This is a genomic window from Streptomyces sp. NPDC005811, from assembly GCF_040630405.1.
Taxonomy (GTDB): Bacteria; Actinomycetota; Actinomycetes; order Streptomycetales; family Streptomycetaceae; genus Streptomyces.
The window spans coordinates 135,812-153,970 of sequence record NZ_JBEXXK010000019.1 but is presented as its reverse complement, the minus strand read 5'-3'; the positions used below and the strand labels follow the sequence as shown (position 1 = coordinate 153,970).

Genomic DNA, 18,159 nt, shown 5'->3' with positions numbered 1-18,159 from the left:
GCCATGAGGAAAGCGCCCGGTGCCGTGGGGCACCGGGCGCTTTCTCGTGTGGGCTCCTAGGCGATGTGCTCGTCCGCCATCTCCGCGTTGAGACGGTTGGAGAAGCGATTCACCATGCGCTTGGCCTCGGCCTCGGGGATCGTGATGTTGTAGATCGCCTCGACGTCGACGATGAACCCCTTGGGGGTCGGCGCCCCGTTGCCGCCCTTGATCGACTCGCGGAAGACCTGGTAGTACGCGTCCTCGTCCGGCTCGTAGCCGCCGCCCTCGCCCAGCTCGCGGGTGCGGCCGCCGGAGCCCACCGGGATCGGGAACGTGCCGGTCTCCTCCGGGGTCGGCTCCTGGCCGGGGGCCGGGGGCTCCTCCTCGTACTGCTCGCGGTACTCCGTGGCCTGCTGCTCCTGCTCGTACCACTGGGCGTACTGCTCGGAAGGGTCGTAGGTGGGGTCGTAGCCGCCGTGGTACTCGACCTCTTGCGGAGGTGTCTGGAACCAGGGGCTCTGTTCGGGGGCGGGCTCGGGCTCGGGGGCGTAGGCCTGTTGCCTGGGCGCCTGGTCGGCGACGCGCTGTGCGCGCTGCTCGCCGGGCAGTGCCGCCGCCGCTGCGAGGGGGGCCGCCGGCAGTTCCTGGTGCTGTGGGGCCGGCGGGAGCACCGCCGGTTCTATGCCGGCCGCCGCCAGGCCCGCGGGGGCCGTCTCCGCGAGGGGGACGCCGTAGCGGGCCAGACGCAGGGGCATCAGGGACTCCACCGGGGCCTTGCGGCGCCAGGCGCGGCCGAAGCGGGAGCGCAGGCGGGCCTGGTAGACGAGACGTTCCTGCTCCAGCTTGATCACCTGGTCGTAGGAACGCAGCTCCCAGAGCTTCATCCGCCGCCAGAGGAGGAACGTGGGCACCGGCGAGAGCAGCCAGCGCGTGATGCGGACGCCCTCCATGTGCTTGTCCGCGGTGATGTCCGCGATCCGGCCGATCGCGTGCCGGGCGGCCTCGACCGAGACCACGAACAGGATCGGGATCACCGCGTGCATGCCCGTGCCCAGCGGGTCCGGCCAGGCGGCCGCGCCGTTGAAGGCGATCGTGGCCGCCGTCAGCAGCCACGCCGTCTGCCGCAGCAGCGGGAAGGGGATCCGGATCCAGGTCAGCAGCAGATCCAGGGCGAGCAGGACGCAGATACCCGCGTCGATGCCGATCGGGAACACGTACGAGAAGTTCCCGAATCCTTTTTGCAGGGCCAGCTCGCGTACGGCCGCGTACGAGCCGGCGAAGCCGATGCCGGCGATGATCACTGCGCCGGTCACGACCACGCCTATGAGAACGCGGTGCATCCGAGTCAGCTGGATTGGCGCGGACACCTACTCCCCTCCCCTTGCGTGTTGTTGCGCGCAACAGGGTGGCACATGTGTACGGCGGACGCGTGTCCGGTCCGTCAGCTCTTCGTGGACGACGCCTTGGAGGTGGTCTTGGAGGTGGTCTTGGACGCCGTCTCCTTGGCGGCCGCCGAAGCGGACTTCGTCGCCGTCGGCTTCGGGGTGGCGGACCCGGACCTCGACGCCGACGCGGAGGGCGACGGGCTCGTCGTCGCGGCCGAACCGCCGCTGCTGCCCTGGCCGTTGGCGGACCTGACCGCCGCGACGACCTCCTGGGCGGCCTTCTTCGCGGACGCCGTCAGGGTGTCGGCGCCGGGCGTCTTCTCGCCGGCCAGACCGGCGCCGTTGTAGTCGAGCGTGATGACGACGTTCTCGACCCGGGCCACGACCGTCTGCTGCTTGAAGGCGCCTTCCTTCTTCTTCAGGTCGTAGCGCACCACCGTCGCCTGGTCGCCCGTGCCGGTGACGGTCTCCGTCTTGGCGTTCTTGGCGTCCGCCACCGTCTGGGCGGCTTTGACCTGCTTCGCGTAGTACGTCTGCGCCTGCGACTCGGCGTCACCGGTCGCCGCGTCCGACTCGAACCGCAGCAGGGACACATTGAGCCAGCGGAACTGCGAACCCTTCACCCCGTTGTTGTCCAGGCTCGACCAGGAGCAGCTGGCGCGGGCACCGGTGTCGGAGGAGTCGCCCTCCTTGCCGGAGGACGTGCCCTTCGGAACCAGGTCCGTCAGCGTCTTCTTCGACAGCACCTTGCAGGCGCCCGGCAGCGCCGTGTACGCGGCCGCCTCGACGGTGGGGGCGGTGCTCGCGGCGGTGTCGCCCGAGCCGCCCGTGCCCTGCGCGCCGTTCGCCGCGGGGGCGGTGCCGCCGGCCGAGTCCGAGTCCGAGCCGGAGTCCGAGGAGCACGCCGCCGCGAACACCATCACCGGCACCGCGAGCGCGGCGGCCAGGACGCGGTTCAGGCCTCCCGTGCGGGTGGCGCGCTGGTCAAACTGGTCGTCTCGCTGGGCTCGTCGCTGCATGGTTCCTTCACTCATGACGCTCGTGGTTCCTGCGGTCGGATCGGGTCCGAGGGGCCACGGTACGCGGTGAGACAGCTGTGCGGTTCCGCTTCACCCGCTTTGCGGACCCGCGCGAGGTGGACGCCGAAGGCCGTTATCCGGCCAGGGAGTCGGCGAGCTGAGAAGCCAGTTTCCGGGCCTTGTCCTGCATTTCCTTGCTGTCCGGGACGGTTCCGACCGTCGCCGGCTGCTCCTCGTACTCGATGGTCACGATGACGTTGGACGTGCGGAACGCCACAGTGACCGTGCGCTGTTTGACCGTGGAACCCGAGCTGCTGAGCGCGTCGTCGACGAACGCCTCGTCACCGAGGTCGTCCAGCAGGCGGGGCTGGAGGTCGGTGGGGGTGGAGGAGGGGGAGGCGCCGGTCGAGCCGGAGGCGGAGGGGGACGCGGAGGAGGCGGCGGAACCGGAGGAGGAGGGCGAAGCGGAGGAAGGTGACGAGGTGGACGAAGGGCTGGACGAAGGGGTGTTCGTGCCGGAATCGGAGGCCGCGGGCTCCGGGATGTCGGCGGCGGCCACCTTGCGCGCGAACAACTCCTGGGCCTCGTCGTCGTCGCTGACGGAGTTGTCGTAGGAGACGACGCGTTCGAGGTCGACGAAGAGATGGTCCGTGGCGTCCGCCGACTGCACCTTCCAGCGGCAGCCGACCTTGCGGTCCGTGTCGAACGTCAGGGTCGCCTCGCCCTCGTAGGCGGTCTCGCGCTGCTGCTCGTCGGTGAGTTCCTTGATGCCGGGCAGCAGGGAGTCGAGCGTGGTGCGGCCGACGGCGCTGCACGCCTCGGGGAGGGTCGTGTACTTGCCGGGCTGTGCGGTGGCCGAGGCGGTGCCGGCCTCGCCGGGGTTGGAGTCGTCCGTGGAACCGCCCTTGTCCGAACTGCCGGTGCAGCCGGCCAGCAGTGCCGCGAGGAGTGCGGCGATGCCGGATACGTAGGCCTTCCGGTGCACGGTCGGCTCCTCTCGACGGTTCGCGTGGTGATCGGGTGGCGATCGGGTGGCGATCTTGGTCCAGTGTCCCCGCTGCTTAATCGCTTGCCGGACGGGGGCGGCCCCGGCAGACAATGTGTATCGCACGCAACACCGTGGACGCCGGTCCGATGTCCTATTCGTTGATCTTGGCGCCGGTTTTGCGACTTGGGACTTCTGCTGTATATCCGGGGGATTGAGGACGATATGTCGTACGTGGAGATGCCGGGCGCGAAGGTGCCGATCCGTATGTGGACCGACCCGGCGTCGGTGGAGGACGTGGCACTCCAGCAGCTGCGCAACGTCGCCACCCTGCCGTGGATCAAGGGCCTGGCCGTGATGCCGGACGTCCACTACGGCAAGGGCGCGACGGTCGGGTCGGTCATCGCGATGCAGGGCGCGGTCTGCCCGGCGGCGGTCGGCGTGGACATCGGCTGCGGAATGTCCGCGGTGAAGACCTCCCTGACGGCGAACGACCTGCCGGGCGACCTGTCCCGCCTGCGCTCGAAGATCGAGCAGGCGATTCCGGTGGGCCGGGGGATGCACGACGACCCCGTCGACCCGGGCGGACTGCACGGCTTCGGGACCGGGGGGTGGGACGACTTCTGGGGGCGGTTCGACGGGGTGGCGGACGCGGTGAAGTTCCGGCGGGAGCGGGCTTCGAAGCAGATGGGAACGCTCGGATCCGGAAATCATTTCATCGAAGTGTGTACTGATACGACCGGATCCGTCTGGCTGATGCTGCACTCCGGTTCCCGGAACATCGGCAAGGAACTGGCCGAGCATCACATCGGGGTGGCGCAGAAGCTCCCGCACAACCAGGGGCTGATCGACCGCGATCTGGCGGTCTTCGTCTCCGACACCCCGCAGATGGCCGCGTACCAGAACGACCTCTACTGGGCCCAGGAGTACGCCAAGTTCAACCGGTCGCTCATGATGGCCCTCTTCAAGGACGTTCTCCGCAAGGAGTTCAGGAAGGCCAGGGTCACCTTCGAGCCCGAGGTGAGCTGCCACCACAACTACGTAAGCCGCGAACGCTACGAGGGCATGGATCTGCTCGTCACCCGCAAGGGAGCGATCAGCGCTCGAGCCGGCGAATACGGGATCATCCCCGGTTCCATGGGCACCGGTTCCTACATCGTGAAGGGTCTCGGGAACGAGAAGGCCTTCAACTCCGCCTCGCACGGCGCGGGGCGGCGTATGAGCCGCAACGCGGCCAAGCGCCGCTTCTCGACGAAGGACCTGGAGGAGCAGACACGGGGCGTGGAGTGCCGTAAGGACTCCGGCGTCGTGGACGAGATCCCGGGCGCCTACAAGTCGATCGACCAGGTCATCGACCAGCAGCGGGACCTGGTCGAGGTCGTGGCGAAGCTGAAGCAGGTCGTCTGCGTCAAGGGCTGAGGTGACTCACCGGAGCCGTTTCTCCAGGAGGGTCACCGCGTACGGGCTGCCCGGTCCGTCGGTCTTTTCGCGTTGTTCGCCTACCACCGTGTAGCCCGCCGTCTCGTAGTACGTGCGCAGGCGGGGGTTGGAGGAGAGGCAGTCCAGGCGGGCGTAGGGGCGGTTCGCTGCGGCTATGCGGGATTCGGCGTGGGTCAGGAGGGCGCGGCCCGTTGCGGGGGGTGCCGTGTACGGGGTCGTCATCAGGCGGTGGATGTAGCCGGCGTCGGGTGGGCGGGGGCCCCAGGCCGCGGGGTCGGACCACCAGAGTTCGTAGGCGCCGGTCACGGACGTGTCCGTGTGGGAGAGCCAGATCTCGCCTGACTCCATGCGGTCGCGGAAGTGGGTCTCGTTCTTCTCGCCCGGCTTCCACTGGTCGATGCCGTGGGCGAGTTGCCAGAGCGCGGCCGTGTCGCGGAGGCGGACCAGGAGGGGGGCCTCGGCCGGGGTCGCCCTGCGGAAGGTCGGGGGTGGCCAGGTGGTGGCGACGGGTTCCAGGAGGTGGGCGCGGAGGGTGGCGGTGAGGCGGGTCGCGTTCAGGCCCAGGGCCTCGGTCACGTAGGACTCCACCGAGCCGTGGCGGCTCCGCAGGCCGGTGAGGAACAGGCGCATCGCCGCGGCGGGTGCGCGGCCGAAGGCCGGCCAGGCCGGGGAGCGGCCCTCGTTGCGGGCGCGCCAGTCGGACAGCAGGGCCTCGGTGGCCAGTTCGGTCAGGGTGAAGTCGAAGACGATCGTCGCGTCGGGGACGCCCAGGAGGGCCAGGACCAGGGCCGCGAGCTGGCCCGTGCGGTCCTTGCCGGAGGCGCAGTGGAAGGCGAGGGGGGCGTCCGCGCGGGCGATCAGTTCCAGTGCCGCCGCCAGTTCCTTCGTGCCGTCCTCCGCCACCTCCAGGTAGCGCTCGGCGAGGTAGGTGCCCGGGTCCACGTCCGGGGTCTGTGCCGCCTGGTCGTAGGGGCGGTGTTCGATGCTGAGGTTGTGGCAGGTGAAGGAGGGGTCCGTCGGGACCCGGCCCCGTGCGTCGGCCTCCCAGGGGTGGCGGAGGTCGATCACCGTGCCCACGGAGAGGGACAGGAAGCGGTGCCAGTCCGGGGTGTCCCTCGTCAGCTTGCCCAGGGAGTCCGCGCGGTAGAGGCGGCCGGGGCGGACCCGGAGGCCGTCGGCGGTGCGGTAGCCGCCCAGGTCGCGGAAGTTGTGCAGCTTGTCGAACGCGAGGTGTCTGTCCACGGCGCGACCTTATGCGGAGGTCCGGAACCGGGTGGGGGCGAACTGGTGTCTTAGGTTGGCCAGTTCGGGTCGTGACACGGGGGTGTCGGATGCAGCGGATGCGTGGGTCGGTGGCGGTGGCGGGGGGCGTGCTCGTCCTGGGGGCTCTGCTCGCCGGATGTTCGCAGGGGTACCAGGACGAGCGGGGGAAGGGGGACGCTCCCGTCGCCGGGAAGGCGGGGGACGACACCCCGGCCGAGGTGTTCAACATGCCGGACGGGTTCGGCAACCTCGCCACCAAGTGTGTGGGGCACGGGTTCCGGGCGTATGTGACGACGAACGCGACCGGGCCGTCCAATGTGCAGATCGTCGAGGACGAGACGTGCGGGGGCTGAGGGCCGCGGGGGCGGTGGCCGTGCTCGTGCTCGCGCTCGGCGGGTGCTCGCAGCAGTACTACGACGAGCGGGGGAAGGCCGACGCCCCCGTCGCGGGGAAGGCGGGCGAGGACTCCGCCGCCGAGGTCTACAACTTCCCCGACGGGTTCGGGAACCTCGCCACCAAGTGCGTGGGGAAGGGCAAGCGGGCGTACGCGACGACGAAGTTCGTGCAGCAGCAGGACGAGGATGATGTGGTCATCATTCCGGCCAATGCCGTCATCGTCGACGATTCGGGCTGTCAGGCGCCCTGAGCCGTCACTTCGCGTGCCGTACCGCGTAGATCATGACGAACGCCACGAGGTGGATGCCGAAGAGGAAGTAGCCGAGCCACCACCACATCTGGCGTTCGTCGTGCGGCCCCTGCGGGTCCTTCGCCGCCATCACAGCTCCCGGTGGACCTTGGTGTTCGAGGCCTGGGCGCGGGGGCGCAGCACCAGGAGGTCGACGTTGACGTGGCTGGGTCGGCTCACCGTCCAGGCGATGGTCTCGGCGACGTCGTCGGCGGTGAGCGGGTCGGCGACGCCCTCGTAGACCTTGGCGGCCTTGTCCTCGTCGCCGCCGAAGCGGGTGAGGGCGAACTCGTCGGTCCTGACCATGCCGGGGGCGATCTCGATGACGCGGACCGGCCGGCCGACGATCTCCAGGCGGAGGGTCTCGGCGAGGACGTGGGTGCCGTGCTTGGCGGCGACATAGCCGGCGCCGCCCTCGTAGGTGCCGTGGCCGGCGGTGGAGGAGACGACGACGATCGTGCCGTCGCCGCTCGCGTCCAGCTTGGGCAGCAGGGCCTGGGTGAGGTTGAGGGTGCCGATGACGTTCGTCTCGTACATCGAGCGCCAGTCGGCGGGGTCGCCGGTGGCCACCGGGTCGGCGCCGAGCGCCCCGCCCGCGTTGTTGATCAGGACGCCGACGGTGGTGAAGGCGGTCGCGAACTCGTCGACGGCCGCGCGGTCCGTGACGTCCAGCGGGTACGCGGTCGCCGAGCCGCCCGCCGCGACGATCTCCTCGGCCAGCGCCTCGATGCGGTCCTTGCGGCGGGCGGTGAGGACGACGCGGTAGCCGGCGGCGGCGAGTCGGCGGGCCGTGGCGGCGCCGATTCCGCTGCTCGCACCGGTGACGACGGCGATGCGGGAGGCGGCGGACGGGGCGGCGGTGGCCATGGGACTGCTCCTCGGACGTGGTCGGGTGCCTGCCCGCCAGGATAGGTGCGAAAATCGGGGTGGGTGATCCTCTGTCCGGGAGGTGGACCATGGGACAGGCGCGAGAGGTCATGGACCGGCTCACCGAGGCGCTGACCACGAAGACGGACCCGAAGGTGATCGGTGAGCTCTTCGCGGCGGACGCCGTCGCCGTCACGCCCGACGGCGGGGAGCTGCGCGGCCGGGACAGCATCGTCGAGTACTGGCGTCAGATGACGGACATGGTGCCCGAGGCGCGCTACGAGCCGGTGCACGCGTACGAGGTCGGTGACACGGCCATCGACGAGGGGTTCTTCGCCGGGCGCAACACGGGGCCGATCCAGTTGCCGACCGGGGAGTCGCTGCCCGCGACGGACAAGGAGGTCAGGATCCGCGGGGTGGACTTCGCGAAGGTCGACGCGCAGGGCCGGATCGTCGACTACCGGCTCTACTTCGACGAGATGGAGTTCCTGGGGCAGCTGGGGCTGCTGCCCGAGGACATGCCGTAGGTGACATGCGGTAGGGGACCTGCCGTGGGCGATCTCCTACTGGCCGCGCGGGGCCCACATGATCACGGCCATGCCCGCGAGGCAGATCAGCGCGCCCGTGACGTCCCAGCGGTCGGGGCGGAAGCCGTCGGCGACCATGCCCCACAGGATCGAGCCGGCGACGAAGATCCCGCCGTACGCGGCGAGGATGCGACCGAAGTGGGCGTCGGGCTGGAAGGTGGCGACGAAGCCGTAGGCGCCGAGGGCGAGGACCCCGCCGGTGGCCCAGAGCCAGCCGCGGTGCTCGCGCACGCCCTGCCAGACCAGCCAGGCGCCGCCGATCTCGAAGAGCGCGGCGAGGACGAAGAGGGCGGCGGAGCGCAGCACGGACATGCCGTTCAGCCTCGCACGCGTGCCTGCTTCACCTGTTGAGGGGCGCCTCACCTGCCGCTCGCCGTGGGATACATCCCACCGGTAGGAACCGGCCGAGGGAGCAGTGGTGCTATGCGCAGGATGCGGGGGCTCGCCGTGTGGGGGGCCATGGGGGTGCTGGCGGTGGGCTCGCCCGCGGTGGCGCGGGACGCGGCGGAGGCCGATCTGTCGTACCACGGGTTCGCGGTGCTGCACGGCGGGCGGGTCGACGTACGGCTGACGCCGCGCAACCACGGTCCGGCGGACGTGGCCGACGCGACGGTGCGGCTGCGCTGGTCGGTGCCGCTGGCGCGGGCCCAGCGGATGCCGGACGGGTGTGCGCGGACCGGGGAGCGGTCGGTGGTGTGCCGTACGGGCGCGCTGGCGGCGGACACCCTGGGGGAGCGGATCGAGCTGGGGGTACGGCTGCGGGGCCGGCCGGCGGAGGCGACGCTGGACGTGGACACGGTGTGGGCGGGCGGGGCGGTGGACCGCAACCGGGCCAACGACCGGCAGCAGGTGCTGGTGCTGGACACCGGGGACGCCTACTACTTCTGAGGGCTGTCTCCCTCCGGGGGCCGTGAGGCCCCTGAGTACGATCTCGGCAGGCGGCGCTGACGAAGGGGTTGGGCGATGTCCGGGAACGTGCGGTCGGGTCTGCTGGACGAGCTGTCCGTGGTCTCCCGCCGGTACGTGGCGTCGTACGCCCTGTTCAACCAGGCGCTGGCGGACCGGCTCGGGCTGCATCCGACCGATCTGCAGTGTCTGAACCTGCTGACGCTGGAGCCGGAACCGGTGACGGCGGGCCGGGTGGCCGAGCTGACCGGGCTGACCACGGGGTCGGCGACGCGGCTGGTGGACCGGCTGGAGCGGGCGGGGTACGTGGTCCGGGAGCGCGACGCGGTCGACCGGCGGCGGGTGCTGGTGGCGCCGGTGCCGGAGCGGATCGCGGAGTTCGGGCGGGTGTGGGAGCGGCTGGGCGGGGACCGTACGCCCCTGTTCGCGGATCTGGCGGATGCGGAGCTGGCCGTGATCGTGCGGCACATGCGGCGGACGGTGGAGTTCCACGGGGAGCGGATCGCACGACTGCGGGAAGGCCGGGTGTAGGGGGACATGCGGGACACGGGCATACGGGGCTCCGGCATACCGGACTTCCGGGACTCCGAGACGCTGGAGTTCGGCGTGGTGCAGGCCCGCCGGCAGGCCGAGGCCGCTGAGGTCGCTGAAGTGGTTGAGGCGGGGTCCGCGCGGGGGCCGGGGCTGCCCCGGCACTGGCTTCTGCTGCTGCTGGGCGCGGCGGTGCTGCCGGGGGTGGTGCTGGTGGTCGTGGGCCGGTCGCTGGAGGAGCCGGCCGTGCAGGCGTGGCGGACGGTGTGTCTGGCGGTGACCGTGCAGGCGCTGCCGTTCCTGTTGCTGGGGACGGCGCTGTCGGGGGCGATCAACGCGTTCGTGCCGGCGAGCGTGTTCAGCCGGCTGCTGCCGAAGCGGCCCGCGCTGGCGGTGCCGGTGGCGGGTGCGGCGGGGGTGGTGCTGCCGGGGTGCGAGTGTGCTTCGGTGCCGGTGGCGAACAGTCTGATCGGGCGGGGGGTGAATCCGGCGGCGGCGTTCGCGTTCCTGCTGTCCGCGCCCGCGATCAATCCGGTGGTGCTGACGGCGACGGCGGTGGCGTTCCCGGGCAGCCCGGAGATGGTGCTGGCCCGGCTGCTGGCCTCGCTGGTGACGGCGGCCGTGATGGGCTGGCTGTGGCTCTGGCTGGGGCGCGAGGAGTGGCTGCGGCCGGCCGTACGGCACACCGGGCACCGGGAGGGGCACAGCCGCTGGGAGGAGTTCCGGCAGGGTTTCCAGCACGACTTCCTGCATGCGGGGGGCTTCCTGGTGGTCGGGGCGATGGCGGCGGCGACGTTCAACGTGGCGGTGCCGCGGTCGGTGCTGGAGGTGTTCTCGGGGTCGCCGTGGCTGTCGGTGCTGTTCCTGGCGGCGCTGGCGATCCTGCTGGCGGTGTGCAGTGAGGCGGACGCGTTCGTGGCGGCCTCGCTGAGCGGGTTCTCGCCGGTGGCGCGGCTGGCGTTCATGGTGGTCGGGCCGATGGTCGACCTGAAGCTGATCGCGTTGCAGGCGGGGACGTTCGGGCGGGCCTTCGCGGTCCGGTTCTCCTCGGCGACGGTGGTCGTCGCGGTGGTGTGCAGCGCGGTCGTGGGAGGGGTCCTGCTGTGAAGCGGTTCATGCGGGTGGCGTTGCTGGTGCTGGGCGGGCTGGGGCTGTTGCAGACCGCGCTGTTCACGGACGAGTACCTGCGGTTCGTGAAGCCGGGGATGCGGTGGCTGCTGGTCGTGTCGGGTGTGGTGCTGGTGGGGCTCGGGGTCCTGGAGGCGCTGGCCGCGCGCGGGCGGCGGACCGATCGGGGACATCACGCGGGCCATGGGGAGCACGAGGGTCACGGCCATGACCACTCCGGTGTCCCGCGCGTCGCCTGGCTGCTGTTCCTGCCGGTGCTGAGCCTGCTGTTCTACGCGCCGCCCGCGCTCGGTTCGTACACGGCCGCGCGGGAGCCTGCCAAGGTGGTCGAGGTGGAGGACGACGGGTTCGATCCGCTGCCCGCGACCTCGCCGCTGCCGATCACGCTGACCGGGTTCACCCAGCGGGTGCAGCAGGACCGCAGCCGGGCGATCAAGGGGCGCGCGGTGCAGCTGACGGGGTTCGCCTCGCCGGCCGGCGGGGGCGGCTGGTACCTGACGCGGATCCTCATCAGCTGCTGCGCGGCGGACGCCACCACGCTGAAGGTGCGGGTGTACGGCGGCACGACGCCGAAGGCGGACACCTGGGTGACGGTCACCGGGACCTGGCACCCGGGCGGCAGGCTGGGCACCTCGTCGGCGGCGGTGGCCCTGGACGCGACCGGCCTGAAGAAGGTGCGCAAGCCGTCGAACGCGTACATGGACGCGCTTCCCCTGGGCTGACACCGGGTCTCTCCGGGGCGGGATTCGCGGCGGGATCCGGGGCGGGATCCGGGGCCGGGAATAGCCGCGGGCGGGGGACCGTTCAAGGGCTATAGTTGAACGGTCAACAACTTTGGAGGGTGAGCGACCATGCAGTTCGGGATCTTCACGGTGGGCGATGTGACGCCGGACCCGACGACCGGCCGTACGCCGACCGAGCGGGAGCGGATCAAGGCCATGGTCGCGATCGCGCTGAAGGCGGAGGAGGTGGGGCTCGACGTCTTCGCGACCGGTGAGCACCACAACCCGCCGTTCGTGCCCTCGTCGCCGACCACCATGCTCGGGTACGTCGCCGCGCAGACGGAGAAGCTGATCCTCTCCACCTCCACCACCCTCATCACCACCAACGACCCGGTGAAGATCGCCGAGGACTTCGCGATGCTCCAGCACCTGGCCGACGGCCGGGTGGACCTGATGATGGGCCGCGGCAACACCGGTCCCGTCTACCCCTGGTTCGGGCAGGACATCCGCCAGGGCATCAACCTCGCCGTCGAGAACTACGCCCTGCTGCGCCGGCTGTGGCGGGAGGACGTCGTGGACTGGGAGGGCAAGTTCCGCAGCCCGCTCCAGGGGTTCACCTCCACGCCGAGGCCGCTGGACGACGTCCCGCCGTTCGTCTGGCACGGCTCCATCCGGTCCCCGGAGATCGCCGAGCAGGCCGCCTACTACGGTGACGGCTTCTTCCACAACAACATCTTCTGGCCCGCCGACCACACCAAGCGCATGGTCGAGCTGTACCGGTCCCGGTACGCCCACTACGGGCACGGCACGCCCGAGCAGGCCATCGTGGGCCTGGGCGGCCAGGTGTTCATGCGGAAGAACTCGCAGGACGCGGTGCGCGAGTTCCGGCCGTACTTCGACAACGCGCCGGTCTACGGGCACGGGCCGTCCCTGGAGGACTTCACCGAGCAGACCCCGCTGACCGTCGGCACCCCCGAGCAGGTCATCGAGAAGACCCTCGCCTTCCGCGAGTACGCCGGTGACTACCAGCGCCAGCTGTTCCTGCTCGACCACGCCGGACTGCCGCTGAAGACCGTCCTGGAGCAGCTCGACCTGCTCGGCGAGGAGGTCGTGCCGGTGCTGCGCAAGGAATTCGCCGCCGGGCGCCCGGCCGAGGTGCCGGACGCGCCCACCCACCGGTCGCTGCTCGCGGCCGCACGGAAGGAGACCGTGGCATGAAGCTCGTCGTCGTCTCGGCGGGACTGAGCGTCCCCTCGTCGACCCGGCTGCTGGCCGACCGGCTCGCCGGTGCGGTCGGGGCGAAGTCCCCCGTGGACATCGAGGTCGTGGAGCTGCGCGACCTCGCGGTGGAGATCGCGCACCACTTCACCAACGGGTTCCCCGGACGGAAGCTCGCCGGCGCCCTGGACGCGGTCGGGGCCGCCGACGGACTGATCGTCGTCACACCGGTGTTCTCCGCGTCGTACAGCGGACTGTTCAAGTCGTTCTTCGACGTGCTGGACCCGGACGCGCTGACCGGGAAGCCGGTGCTGATCGCCGCGACCGGCGGCTCCGCCCGGCACTCGCTGGTCCTGGAGCACGCCCTGCGGCCGCTCTTCTCCTACCTGCGGGCCGTTGTCGTCCCGACCGCCGTCTACGCCGCCTCGGAGGACTGGGGCGCGGAGGGGCTGCCGGAGCGGATCGAGCGGGCCGCGGGCGAGCTGGCGGCGCTGATGGGCGGGCTGTCGGCGGTGCGGGAGAGCAAGCCGGTGAAGGACGCCTTCGACGTCGTACCGTTCGCCGACCAGCTCGCCGCGCTGCGGCCCACGGGATGAGGTTGCCTCCGGCTGAGTGAGAGGGCAGTAAGAAGCCCGGCGGAAGGAAGATCATCAGGTCGTCCGACCCGGAAAGCTTGGCAGACTGGCTCCGTGCCTCCCACCCTGCTGCTCGCCGAAGACGACCGCGCCATCCGCCACGCCCTGGAACGCGCCCTGGCCCTGGAGGGGTACCAGGTCACCGCGGTCGCCGACGGGGTCGAGGCGCTGGCCCACGCCCACAAGTCGCCGCCGGACGTGCTCGTCCTCGACGTGATGATGCCCGGGATCGACGGACTCCAGGTCTGCCGGGTGCTGCGCGCCGAGGGCGACCGCACGCCGATCCTGATGCTGACCGCGCTGGTGGAGACCGCCGACCGGATCGCCGGGCTCGACGCGGGCGCCGACGACTACGTCGTCAAGCCGTTCGACGTCGAGGAGGTCTTCGCCCGGCTGCGGGCCCTGCTGCGGCGTACCAACCCCGGCGGTGTCCCCGTCCCGGCGGAGACCGCTGCCGCCGCCCCCCGGCAGACGCCCGAGCGCTACCTGGAGGCGGCCGGGCTGCGCATGGACCCGCAGGCGCGGCGGGCCTGGCGCGGCGAGCGCGAGCTGGAGCTCACCCGCACCGAGTTCGAGCTGCTGGAACTCCTCGTGCGCAACGCCGGGATCGTCCTCGACCACTCCACGATCTACGACCGGATCTGGGGCTACGACTTCGGTCCCGGCTCCAAGAACCTCGCGGTCTACGTCGGCTACCTCCGCCGCAAGCTCGACCACCCGGCCGCCTCCCCGCTGATCCACACCGTGCGCGGCGTCGGATACGTGCTCCGGGAGGACTGAGTGGGCCGGCTGCGGCGGCTGCTGGGCGGGCCGCGGCCCAAGCTGGTGTCGTTGCGGACCACGTTCGCCGTGTCCTTCGCGGCGGTGACCGCCGCCGTGACCGTGCTGGTGGGCGTGCTGTCGTACTCGGCGGCGGCCCGGCTGGTGCGGGTCGACCAGGAGTCGGTGTTCGACGAGGTCGTCCAGGATCTGCGGGACGAGGTGCGCGGGCACAAGATGGCGCCCGAGGACTTCTTCTCGGCGGCGCCGGGGCACGACATCGTGCGGCCCGCGCGCACGAACGTGCAGGTGCTCGGGGCCGACGGGACGGTCGTGGACAGCGGCAGCCCGCGGCTGCCCGTGGTGGCCGCCGACCGGACGGTCGCGGCGGCCCCGGCGGCCGGGCGGATGGCCGAGCACAAGGACGTCGACGTCGGCAGCGACGTCTACCGGGTCGCGACCGTCGCGCTCGGCGGCGGGCGCGGCGCGGTGCAGGTGGCGCAGGAGTTCAGCGACACCGAGGACCTGCTGCGGGCGCTCCAGCAGCGCACCCTGATCCTGATGACCGCCGTCGTGCTGGCCGCGGGTCTGTTCGGCTGGTGGCTGGCCCGGCGCATCACCCACCGTCTCGTCATCCTCACCACCGCCGCCGAGGACGTCGCCCGGACCCGGCGGCTCGGGGTGCAGGTGCCGGTCACCGGCCACGACGAGGTGGGCCGGCTCGGCCGGGCCTTCGACCGGATGCTGGGCCGGCTCGCCCAGTCGGAGGAGGACCAGCGGAGGCTGGTGCAGGACGCGGGGCACGAGCTGCGCACCCCGCTGACCTCGCTGCGGACGAACATCTCGCTGCTGCGGCGGATCGACGAGCTGCCGCCCGCCATGCGCGAGGACCTGGTCGCCGACCTCACCCAGGAGGCCCGTGAGCTGACCGACCTGGTCAACGAGCTCGTCGACCTCGCCGCCGGGCAGGCCGACAACGAGCCCCCGCAGAAACTGGACCTCGCCGACATCGCCGAGGAGGTCGCGGTGCTCGCCCGGCGCCGCACCGGACGGGTGATCCAGGTCCGGGCGAGCGGCGACACCACGACCGACGGCCGGCCCGGCATGCTCCAGCGGGCCGTGTCCAACCTCGTGGAGAACGCCACCAAGTTCGACCGCGAGGGCGTGGCGCCCGTCGAGATCTCCGTCACCGGACCCGCCCGGCCCGGTGTCGTCCGCGTCGAGGTCCTCGACCGCGGGCCGGGCGTCGCCGTCGAGGACCTGACCCGCGTCTTCGACCGCTTCTACCGCGCCGCCGACGCCCGCGCCCTGCCCGGCTCCGGCCTCGGTCTGTCGATCGTGCGGGAGGTCGCCCTCTCCCACGGCGGCACCCCGTTCGCCCACCGCCGCGCGGGCGGCGGCTCGGTGATCGGGTTCACGGTGGGCGGGGGGTTGTGACGAGGGCGGTCGGCGTACGACGCTCACCTCGTCGGGGCCGGTTGTGAGGAGGGGCGGACGGGTTGCTGAGTGACCAGGAGAAGGCCGTGCTGGCGGCGGTCGACGAGGCGGACGCCGTAGGGACGCTGCGGGAGCTGATCGCGGTGCCGAGCGTCACCGGGAGCGCCGCCGAGTCCGAGCTCCAGCACCTTCTGGCGGGGCGGCTGGAGCGGCTGGGGCTGGACGTCGACCTGTGGTCCATGGACCTGCCGGAGCTGTGCGCGCACCCGGACTTCCCCGGGATGGAGGTGCCGCGCGAGGAGGCCTGGGGGCTCGTCGGCCACACGGCCGGCGGCGGGGACGGGCCGACGCTGATCCTCCAGGGGCATGTGGACGTCGTACCGCCCGGTGACCCGGCCGCCTGGGACGGGGATCCGTTCGTGCCCCGGCTGACCGGTGGGCTCGTGCACGGGCGCGGGGCGTGCGACATGAAGGCCGGGCTCGCGGCGCAGCTCGCCGCGCTGGCGGCGGTCCGGGCGGCCGGGGTGCGGCTGCGCGGGCGGGTCGCCGTGCACTTCGTCGTCGGCGAGGAGGACGGCGGGATCGGCGCCTTCGGGACCCTCCGGCGGGGGTACGGCGGGGACGCGTGCGTGATCGCCGAGCCGACCGGCGGGACCGTGATCACCGCGAACGCGGGCGCCCTGACCTTCCGGCTCACCGTGCCAGGCCGGGCCGCCCACGCCAGCTCGCGCGAGGCCGGGGTGAGCGCGATCGACGCCTATCTGCCGCTGCACCGGGCGCTCGCCCGGCTGGAGGGCGACCGCAACCGCGACCCCGATCCGCTGCTCGCCGAGTACCCGATCCCGTACTCCCTCTCCGTCGGCACCCTGCGCTCCGGCGACTGGGCGAGCAGCGTGCCCGACACGCTCGTCGCCGAGGGGCGGCTCGGGGTGCGGCTCGGGGAGGACCCGGCCCTCGCGCGGGCGGCGCTGGAGCGGTGCGTGGCCGAGGCGTGCGCGGACGACCCCTGGCTGCGGGAGCATCCCGCGACCGTGACCTGGCCGGGCGGGCAGTTCGCCAGTGGGCGGCTGGCGGCCGGGCATCCGCTGCGGGACGCCGTCGCCGAGGCGTACGCCGACGCCACCGGCGCGGCCCGGCCCCGGGAGCGCGGGGCGACGTACGGCAGCGATCTGCGCCACTACACCGGCGCCGGGATCCCGACCCTCCAGTTCGGGCCGGGGGACATCGGCGTCGCGCACAGCGCCCGGGAGCACGTGTCCGTGCGGGAGGTGACCGACGCGGCGCGGACCTTCGCGCTGACCGTGCTGCGGACGGTGGGGGTGGGATGAGGGGTGAGGTGACGGGCGGCGCCGGCGCGCCGCCGGGGAGGGGGCCCCGTGAGAGTGCTGGCGTTCGCCGTCGTGCTGCGGCACGCGCGGCTGCGGCGGGTGTGGTGCGGGCAGGTGGCGAGCGCCGTCGGGGACGGGATCACCCTGGTCGCGCTGCCCGGTGCGCTCCTCGCCGCGCACACGAAGACCGACCTCGGCCTCGTGCTCGGCGCGCAGAGCCTCGCGCTGGTGGGGGCCGCGCTGCTGGGCGGGGTGCTGGCGGACCGGCTGCGGCGGTCGTGGGTGATGGCCGGGGCGGACGTGGTCCGGCTGGTCACGGCGGTGTGCTTCGCGCTCGGAGCGGCCCGGGCGCCGCTCGCCGTGCCCGTGCTGCTGGCCCTGGTGACCGGGTTCGCCGCCGGGGTGTTCACCCCCGCCTTCGGGGCGCTGATCCCCGACCTGGTGCCGGAGGAGGACCTGCCGAAGGCGAACGCCCTGCGCTCGATCACCGTGCGCACCGGCCAGGTCGCCGGACCCGCGCTCGGCGGGCTGCTGCTCGCGGTCGGCTCGGCGGACCTGGCGTTCTGGGCGGACGCCGGGACGTTCGCGGCGAGCGTCGGCACGCTCGTCGGGGTGGGTGACGTCCGGCGCGCGGGCCCGGCGGGCGGGGGTGTGCTGCGCCAGGCCCGGGAGGGCTTCGCCGCCGTGCGGGAGCGGCCCTGGGTGCTGACGGTCATCGTGCAGGGCACCCTCCAGCTGCTGCTGGTGATGGCCCCGGCTGCGGTGCTGCTGCCGATCATCCTCCAGGAGCGGGGCGAGTTCACCGCGTACGGGCCGCTGGTCGCGCTCCAGGCGGCCGGCTCGGTCGTGGGCGGGATGGCGATCGCCGCCTGGACCCCGCGCCGCCCCGGTACGGTCGCCGTCCTCGCGCTGGGCCTGCTCGCCGCGCAGCTCGGCTGTCTGCTGGCCGGGGCGCCGCTGGTGCTGCTGGGCGCCTCGGTGGCCGTCACCGGCTTCGGGTACGCCGTCTTCAACGTCTGCTGGGCGAGCGCCCTGCACCGCTCGATCCCCTCCGGCATGCTCGGCCGGGTCTTCGCGATCGACACCCTCGGCACCTACGGCCTCCAGCCCGCCGGTCTCGCCCTGACCCCGCTCGCCGCGACCGCCTTCGGCAACGGGCCCGTGCTGTGGGTGGGCCTGGTCGCGCTGACGGTGACCACGGTCGTGCCGCTGTTCCAGCGCCAGGTGCGGGCCTTCGCGGACGCCCCGCCGCTGCCGGCGCCGTACACCTGAGGACGCGATC

At 72.3% G+C, this 18,159-nt stretch carries 21 protein-coding genes; 14 read left to right on the top strand and 7 right to left on the bottom strand.

Going from position 1 to position 18,159, the window contains the following annotated elements:
• Positions 1 to 56: 56 nt before the first annotated feature.
• The 3 genes from ABZ490_RS21950 to ABZ490_RS21940 all read right to left on the bottom strand — a co-directional run bounded on the left by ABZ490_RS21950 (position 57) and on the right by ABZ490_RS21940 (position 3,371).
• Entirely contained in the window at positions 57 to 1,349 is a 1,293-nt protein-coding gene (locus ABZ490_RS21950; protein ID WP_358992455.1) for a DUF2637 domain-containing protein, read from the bottom strand.
• A gap of 74 nt (positions 1,350 to 1,423) precedes the next feature.
• Positions 1,424 to 2,401, bottom strand: a complete 978-nt coding sequence (locus ABZ490_RS21945; protein WP_358992453.1) for a DUF3558 domain-containing protein — start codon at positions 2,399 to 2,401, stop codon at positions 1,424 to 1,426.
• A 118-nt stretch (positions 2,402 to 2,519) separates the two neighbouring features.
• The gene (locus tag ABZ490_RS21940; protein WP_358992451.1) at positions 2,520 to 3,371 is read right to left on the bottom strand and encodes a DUF3558 domain-containing protein; all 852 of its coding nucleotides are present in this window, start codon (positions 3,369 to 3,371) and stop codon (positions 2,520 to 2,522) included.
• Positions 3,372 to 3,596: 225 nt separating this feature from the next.
• Between ABZ490_RS21940 and ABZ490_RS21935 the strand changes: the two genes are divergently transcribed.
• Positions 3,597 to 4,790 (top strand): RtcB family protein, encoded by a 1,194-nt coding sequence (locus ABZ490_RS21935; RefSeq protein ID WP_358992449.1) that lies wholly within the window; start codon positions 3,597 to 3,599, stop codon positions 4,788 to 4,790.
• 6 nt (positions 4,791 to 4,796) lie between these two features.
• Here ABZ490_RS21935 and ABZ490_RS21930 read toward each other — a convergent pair whose 3' ends face one another.
• A complete protein-coding gene (locus ABZ490_RS21930; RefSeq protein ID WP_358992447.1) occupies positions 4,797 to 6,053 on the bottom strand; it encodes a tyrosine-protein phosphatase in 1,257 nt (418 codons plus the stop codon).
• An 89-nt stretch (positions 6,054 to 6,142) separates the two neighbouring features.
• On the opposite strand from ABZ490_RS21930, the gene ABZ490_RS21925 reads away from it, so the two are divergent.
• Both ABZ490_RS21925 and ABZ490_RS21920 read left to right on the top strand, forming a co-directional pair.
• Positions 6,143 to 6,427, top strand: a complete 285-nt coding sequence (locus ABZ490_RS21925; protein ID WP_358992445.1) for a hypothetical protein — start codon at positions 6,143 to 6,145, stop codon at positions 6,425 to 6,427.
• Entirely contained in the window at positions 6,415 to 6,720 is a 306-nt protein-coding gene (locus ABZ490_RS21920; RefSeq protein ID WP_358992443.1) for a hypothetical protein, read from the top strand. The genes ABZ490_RS21925 and ABZ490_RS21920 overlap by 13 nt, the downstream gene beginning before the upstream one ends.
• Before the next feature lie 4 nt (positions 6,721 to 6,724).
• Here the strand turns inward: ABZ490_RS21920 and ABZ490_RS21915 are convergent, their stop codons facing one another.
• Entirely contained in the window at positions 6,725 to 6,850 is a 126-nt protein-coding gene (locus ABZ490_RS21915; protein WP_358992441.1) for a hypothetical protein, read from the bottom strand.
• Positions 6,850 to 7,626: an SDR family NAD(P)-dependent oxidoreductase gene (locus ABZ490_RS21910; RefSeq protein WP_358992439.1), complete on the bottom strand. Its 777-nt coding sequence runs from the start codon at positions 7,624 to 7,626 to the stop codon at positions 6,850 to 6,852. The genes ABZ490_RS21915 and ABZ490_RS21910 overlap by 1 nt, the downstream gene beginning before the upstream one ends.
• A gap of 89 nt (positions 7,627 to 7,715) precedes the next feature.
• Between ABZ490_RS21910 and ABZ490_RS21905 the strand changes: the two genes are divergently transcribed.
• Positions 7,716 to 8,153: a nuclear transport factor 2 family protein gene (locus ABZ490_RS21905; RefSeq protein ID WP_358992437.1), complete on the top strand. Its 438-nt coding sequence runs from the start codon at positions 7,716 to 7,718 to the stop codon at positions 8,151 to 8,153.
• Positions 8,154 to 8,189: 36 nt separating this feature from the next.
• Here the strand turns inward: ABZ490_RS21905 and ABZ490_RS21900 are convergent, their stop codons facing one another.
• Positions 8,190 to 8,525 carry a YnfA family protein gene (locus ABZ490_RS21900; RefSeq protein ID WP_358992435.1) on the bottom strand — a complete coding sequence of 112 codons (336 nt, stop codon included), beginning with the start codon at positions 8,523 to 8,525 and terminating at the stop codon, positions 8,190 to 8,192.
• 111 nt (positions 8,526 to 8,636) lie between these two features.
• Between ABZ490_RS21900 and ABZ490_RS21895 the strand changes: the two genes are divergently transcribed.
• The 10 genes from ABZ490_RS21895 to ABZ490_RS21850 all read left to right on the top strand — a co-directional run bounded on the left by ABZ490_RS21895 (position 8,637) and on the right by ABZ490_RS21850 (position 18,149).
• Positions 8,637 to 9,101: a hypothetical protein gene (locus ABZ490_RS21895; RefSeq protein WP_358992433.1), complete on the top strand. Its 465-nt coding sequence runs from the start codon at positions 8,637 to 8,639 to the stop codon at positions 9,099 to 9,101.
• A gap of 75 nt (positions 9,102 to 9,176) precedes the next feature.
• Positions 9,177 to 9,650: a MarR family winged helix-turn-helix transcriptional regulator gene (locus tag ABZ490_RS21890; protein ID WP_358992431.1), complete on the top strand. Its 474-nt coding sequence runs from the start codon at positions 9,177 to 9,179 to the stop codon at positions 9,648 to 9,650.
• 6 nt (positions 9,651 to 9,656) lie between these two features.
• Positions 9,657 to 10,757 carry a permease gene (locus ABZ490_RS21885; RefSeq protein ID WP_358992429.1) on the top strand — a complete coding sequence of 367 codons (1,101 nt, stop codon included), beginning with the start codon at positions 9,657 to 9,659 and terminating at the stop codon, positions 10,755 to 10,757.
• A complete protein-coding gene (locus ABZ490_RS21880) occupies positions 10,754 to 11,500 on the top strand; it encodes a TIGR03943 family protein (protein WP_358992427.1) in 747 nt (248 codons plus the stop codon). Before ABZ490_RS21885 ends, ABZ490_RS21880 begins: the two co-directional genes overlap by 4 nt.
• A 129-nt stretch (positions 11,501 to 11,629) precedes the next feature.
• Complete coding sequence (locus ABZ490_RS21875) at positions 11,630 to 12,718, top strand: LLM class flavin-dependent oxidoreductase (protein WP_358992425.1); 1,089 nt, start codon at positions 11,630 to 11,632, stop codon at positions 12,716 to 12,718.
• Positions 12,715 to 13,314, top strand: coding sequence for an FMN reductase (locus ABZ490_RS21870; RefSeq protein WP_358992423.1), 600 nt, complete (start codon positions 12,715 to 12,717; stop codon positions 13,312 to 13,314). The genes ABZ490_RS21875 and ABZ490_RS21870 overlap by 4 nt, the downstream gene beginning before the upstream one ends.
• A 105-nt stretch (positions 13,315 to 13,419) precedes the next feature.
• Positions 13,420 to 14,133 (top strand): response regulator transcription factor, encoded by a 714-nt coding sequence (locus ABZ490_RS21865; protein WP_358992529.1) that lies wholly within the window; start codon positions 13,420 to 13,422, stop codon positions 14,131 to 14,133.
• A complete protein-coding gene (locus ABZ490_RS21860) occupies positions 14,134 to 15,549 on the top strand; it encodes a HAMP domain-containing sensor histidine kinase (RefSeq protein ID WP_358992422.1) in 1,416 nt (471 codons plus the stop codon).
• Positions 15,550 to 15,611: 62 nt separating this feature from the next.
• Entirely contained in the window at positions 15,612 to 16,877 is a 1,266-nt protein-coding gene (locus ABZ490_RS21855) for an ArgE/DapE family deacylase (RefSeq protein ID WP_358992420.1), read from the top strand.
• 48 nt (positions 16,878 to 16,925) lie between these two features.
• Positions 16,926 to 18,149, top strand: a complete 1,224-nt coding sequence (locus tag ABZ490_RS21850) for an MFS transporter (RefSeq protein ID WP_358992418.1) — start codon at positions 16,926 to 16,928, stop codon at positions 18,147 to 18,149.
• Positions 18,150 to 18,159 lie beyond the last annotated feature (10 nt).

Coding starts and splice junctions, on each gene's coding strand:
- ABZ490_RS21915 (WP_358992441.1), bottom strand. CDS start 6,850: ATGGCGGCGAAGGACCCGCAGGGGCCGCACGACGAACGCCAGATGTGG.
- ABZ490_RS21875 (WP_358992425.1), top strand. CDS start 11,630: ATGCAGTTCGGGATCTTCACGGTGGGCGATGTGACGCCGGACCCGACG.
- ABZ490_RS21945 (WP_358992453.1), bottom strand. CDS start 2,401: ATGAGTGAAGGAACCATGCAGCGACGAGCCCAGCGAGACGACCAGTTT.
- ABZ490_RS21870 (WP_358992423.1), top strand. CDS start 12,715: ATGAAGCTCGTCGTCGTCTCGGCGGGACTGAGCGTCCCCTCGTCGACC.
- ABZ490_RS21895 (WP_358992433.1), top strand. CDS start 8,637: ATGCGCAGGATGCGGGGGCTCGCCGTGTGGGGGGCCATGGGGGTGCTG.
- ABZ490_RS21905 (WP_358992437.1), top strand. CDS start 7,716: ATGGGACAGGCGCGAGAGGTCATGGACCGGCTCACCGAGGCGCTGACC.
- ABZ490_RS21910 (WP_358992439.1), bottom strand. CDS start 7,626: ATGGCCACCGCCGCCCCGTCCGCCGCCTCCCGCATCGCCGTCGTCACC.
- ABZ490_RS21890 (WP_358992431.1), top strand. CDS start 9,177: ATGTCCGGGAACGTGCGGTCGGGTCTGCTGGACGAGCTGTCCGTGGTC.
- ABZ490_RS21925 (WP_358992445.1), top strand. CDS start 6,143: ATGCAGCGGATGCGTGGGTCGGTGGCGGTGGCGGGGGGCGTGCTCGTC.
- ABZ490_RS21900 (WP_358992435.1), bottom strand. CDS start 8,525: ATGTCCGTGCTGCGCTCCGCCGCCCTCTTCGTCCTCGCCGCGCTCTTC.
- ABZ490_RS21935 (WP_358992449.1), top strand. CDS start 3,597: ATGTCGTACGTGGAGATGCCGGGCGCGAAGGTGCCGATCCGTATGTGG.
- ABZ490_RS21885 (WP_358992429.1), top strand. CDS start 9,657: ATGCGGGACACGGGCATACGGGGCTCCGGCATACCGGACTTCCGGGAC.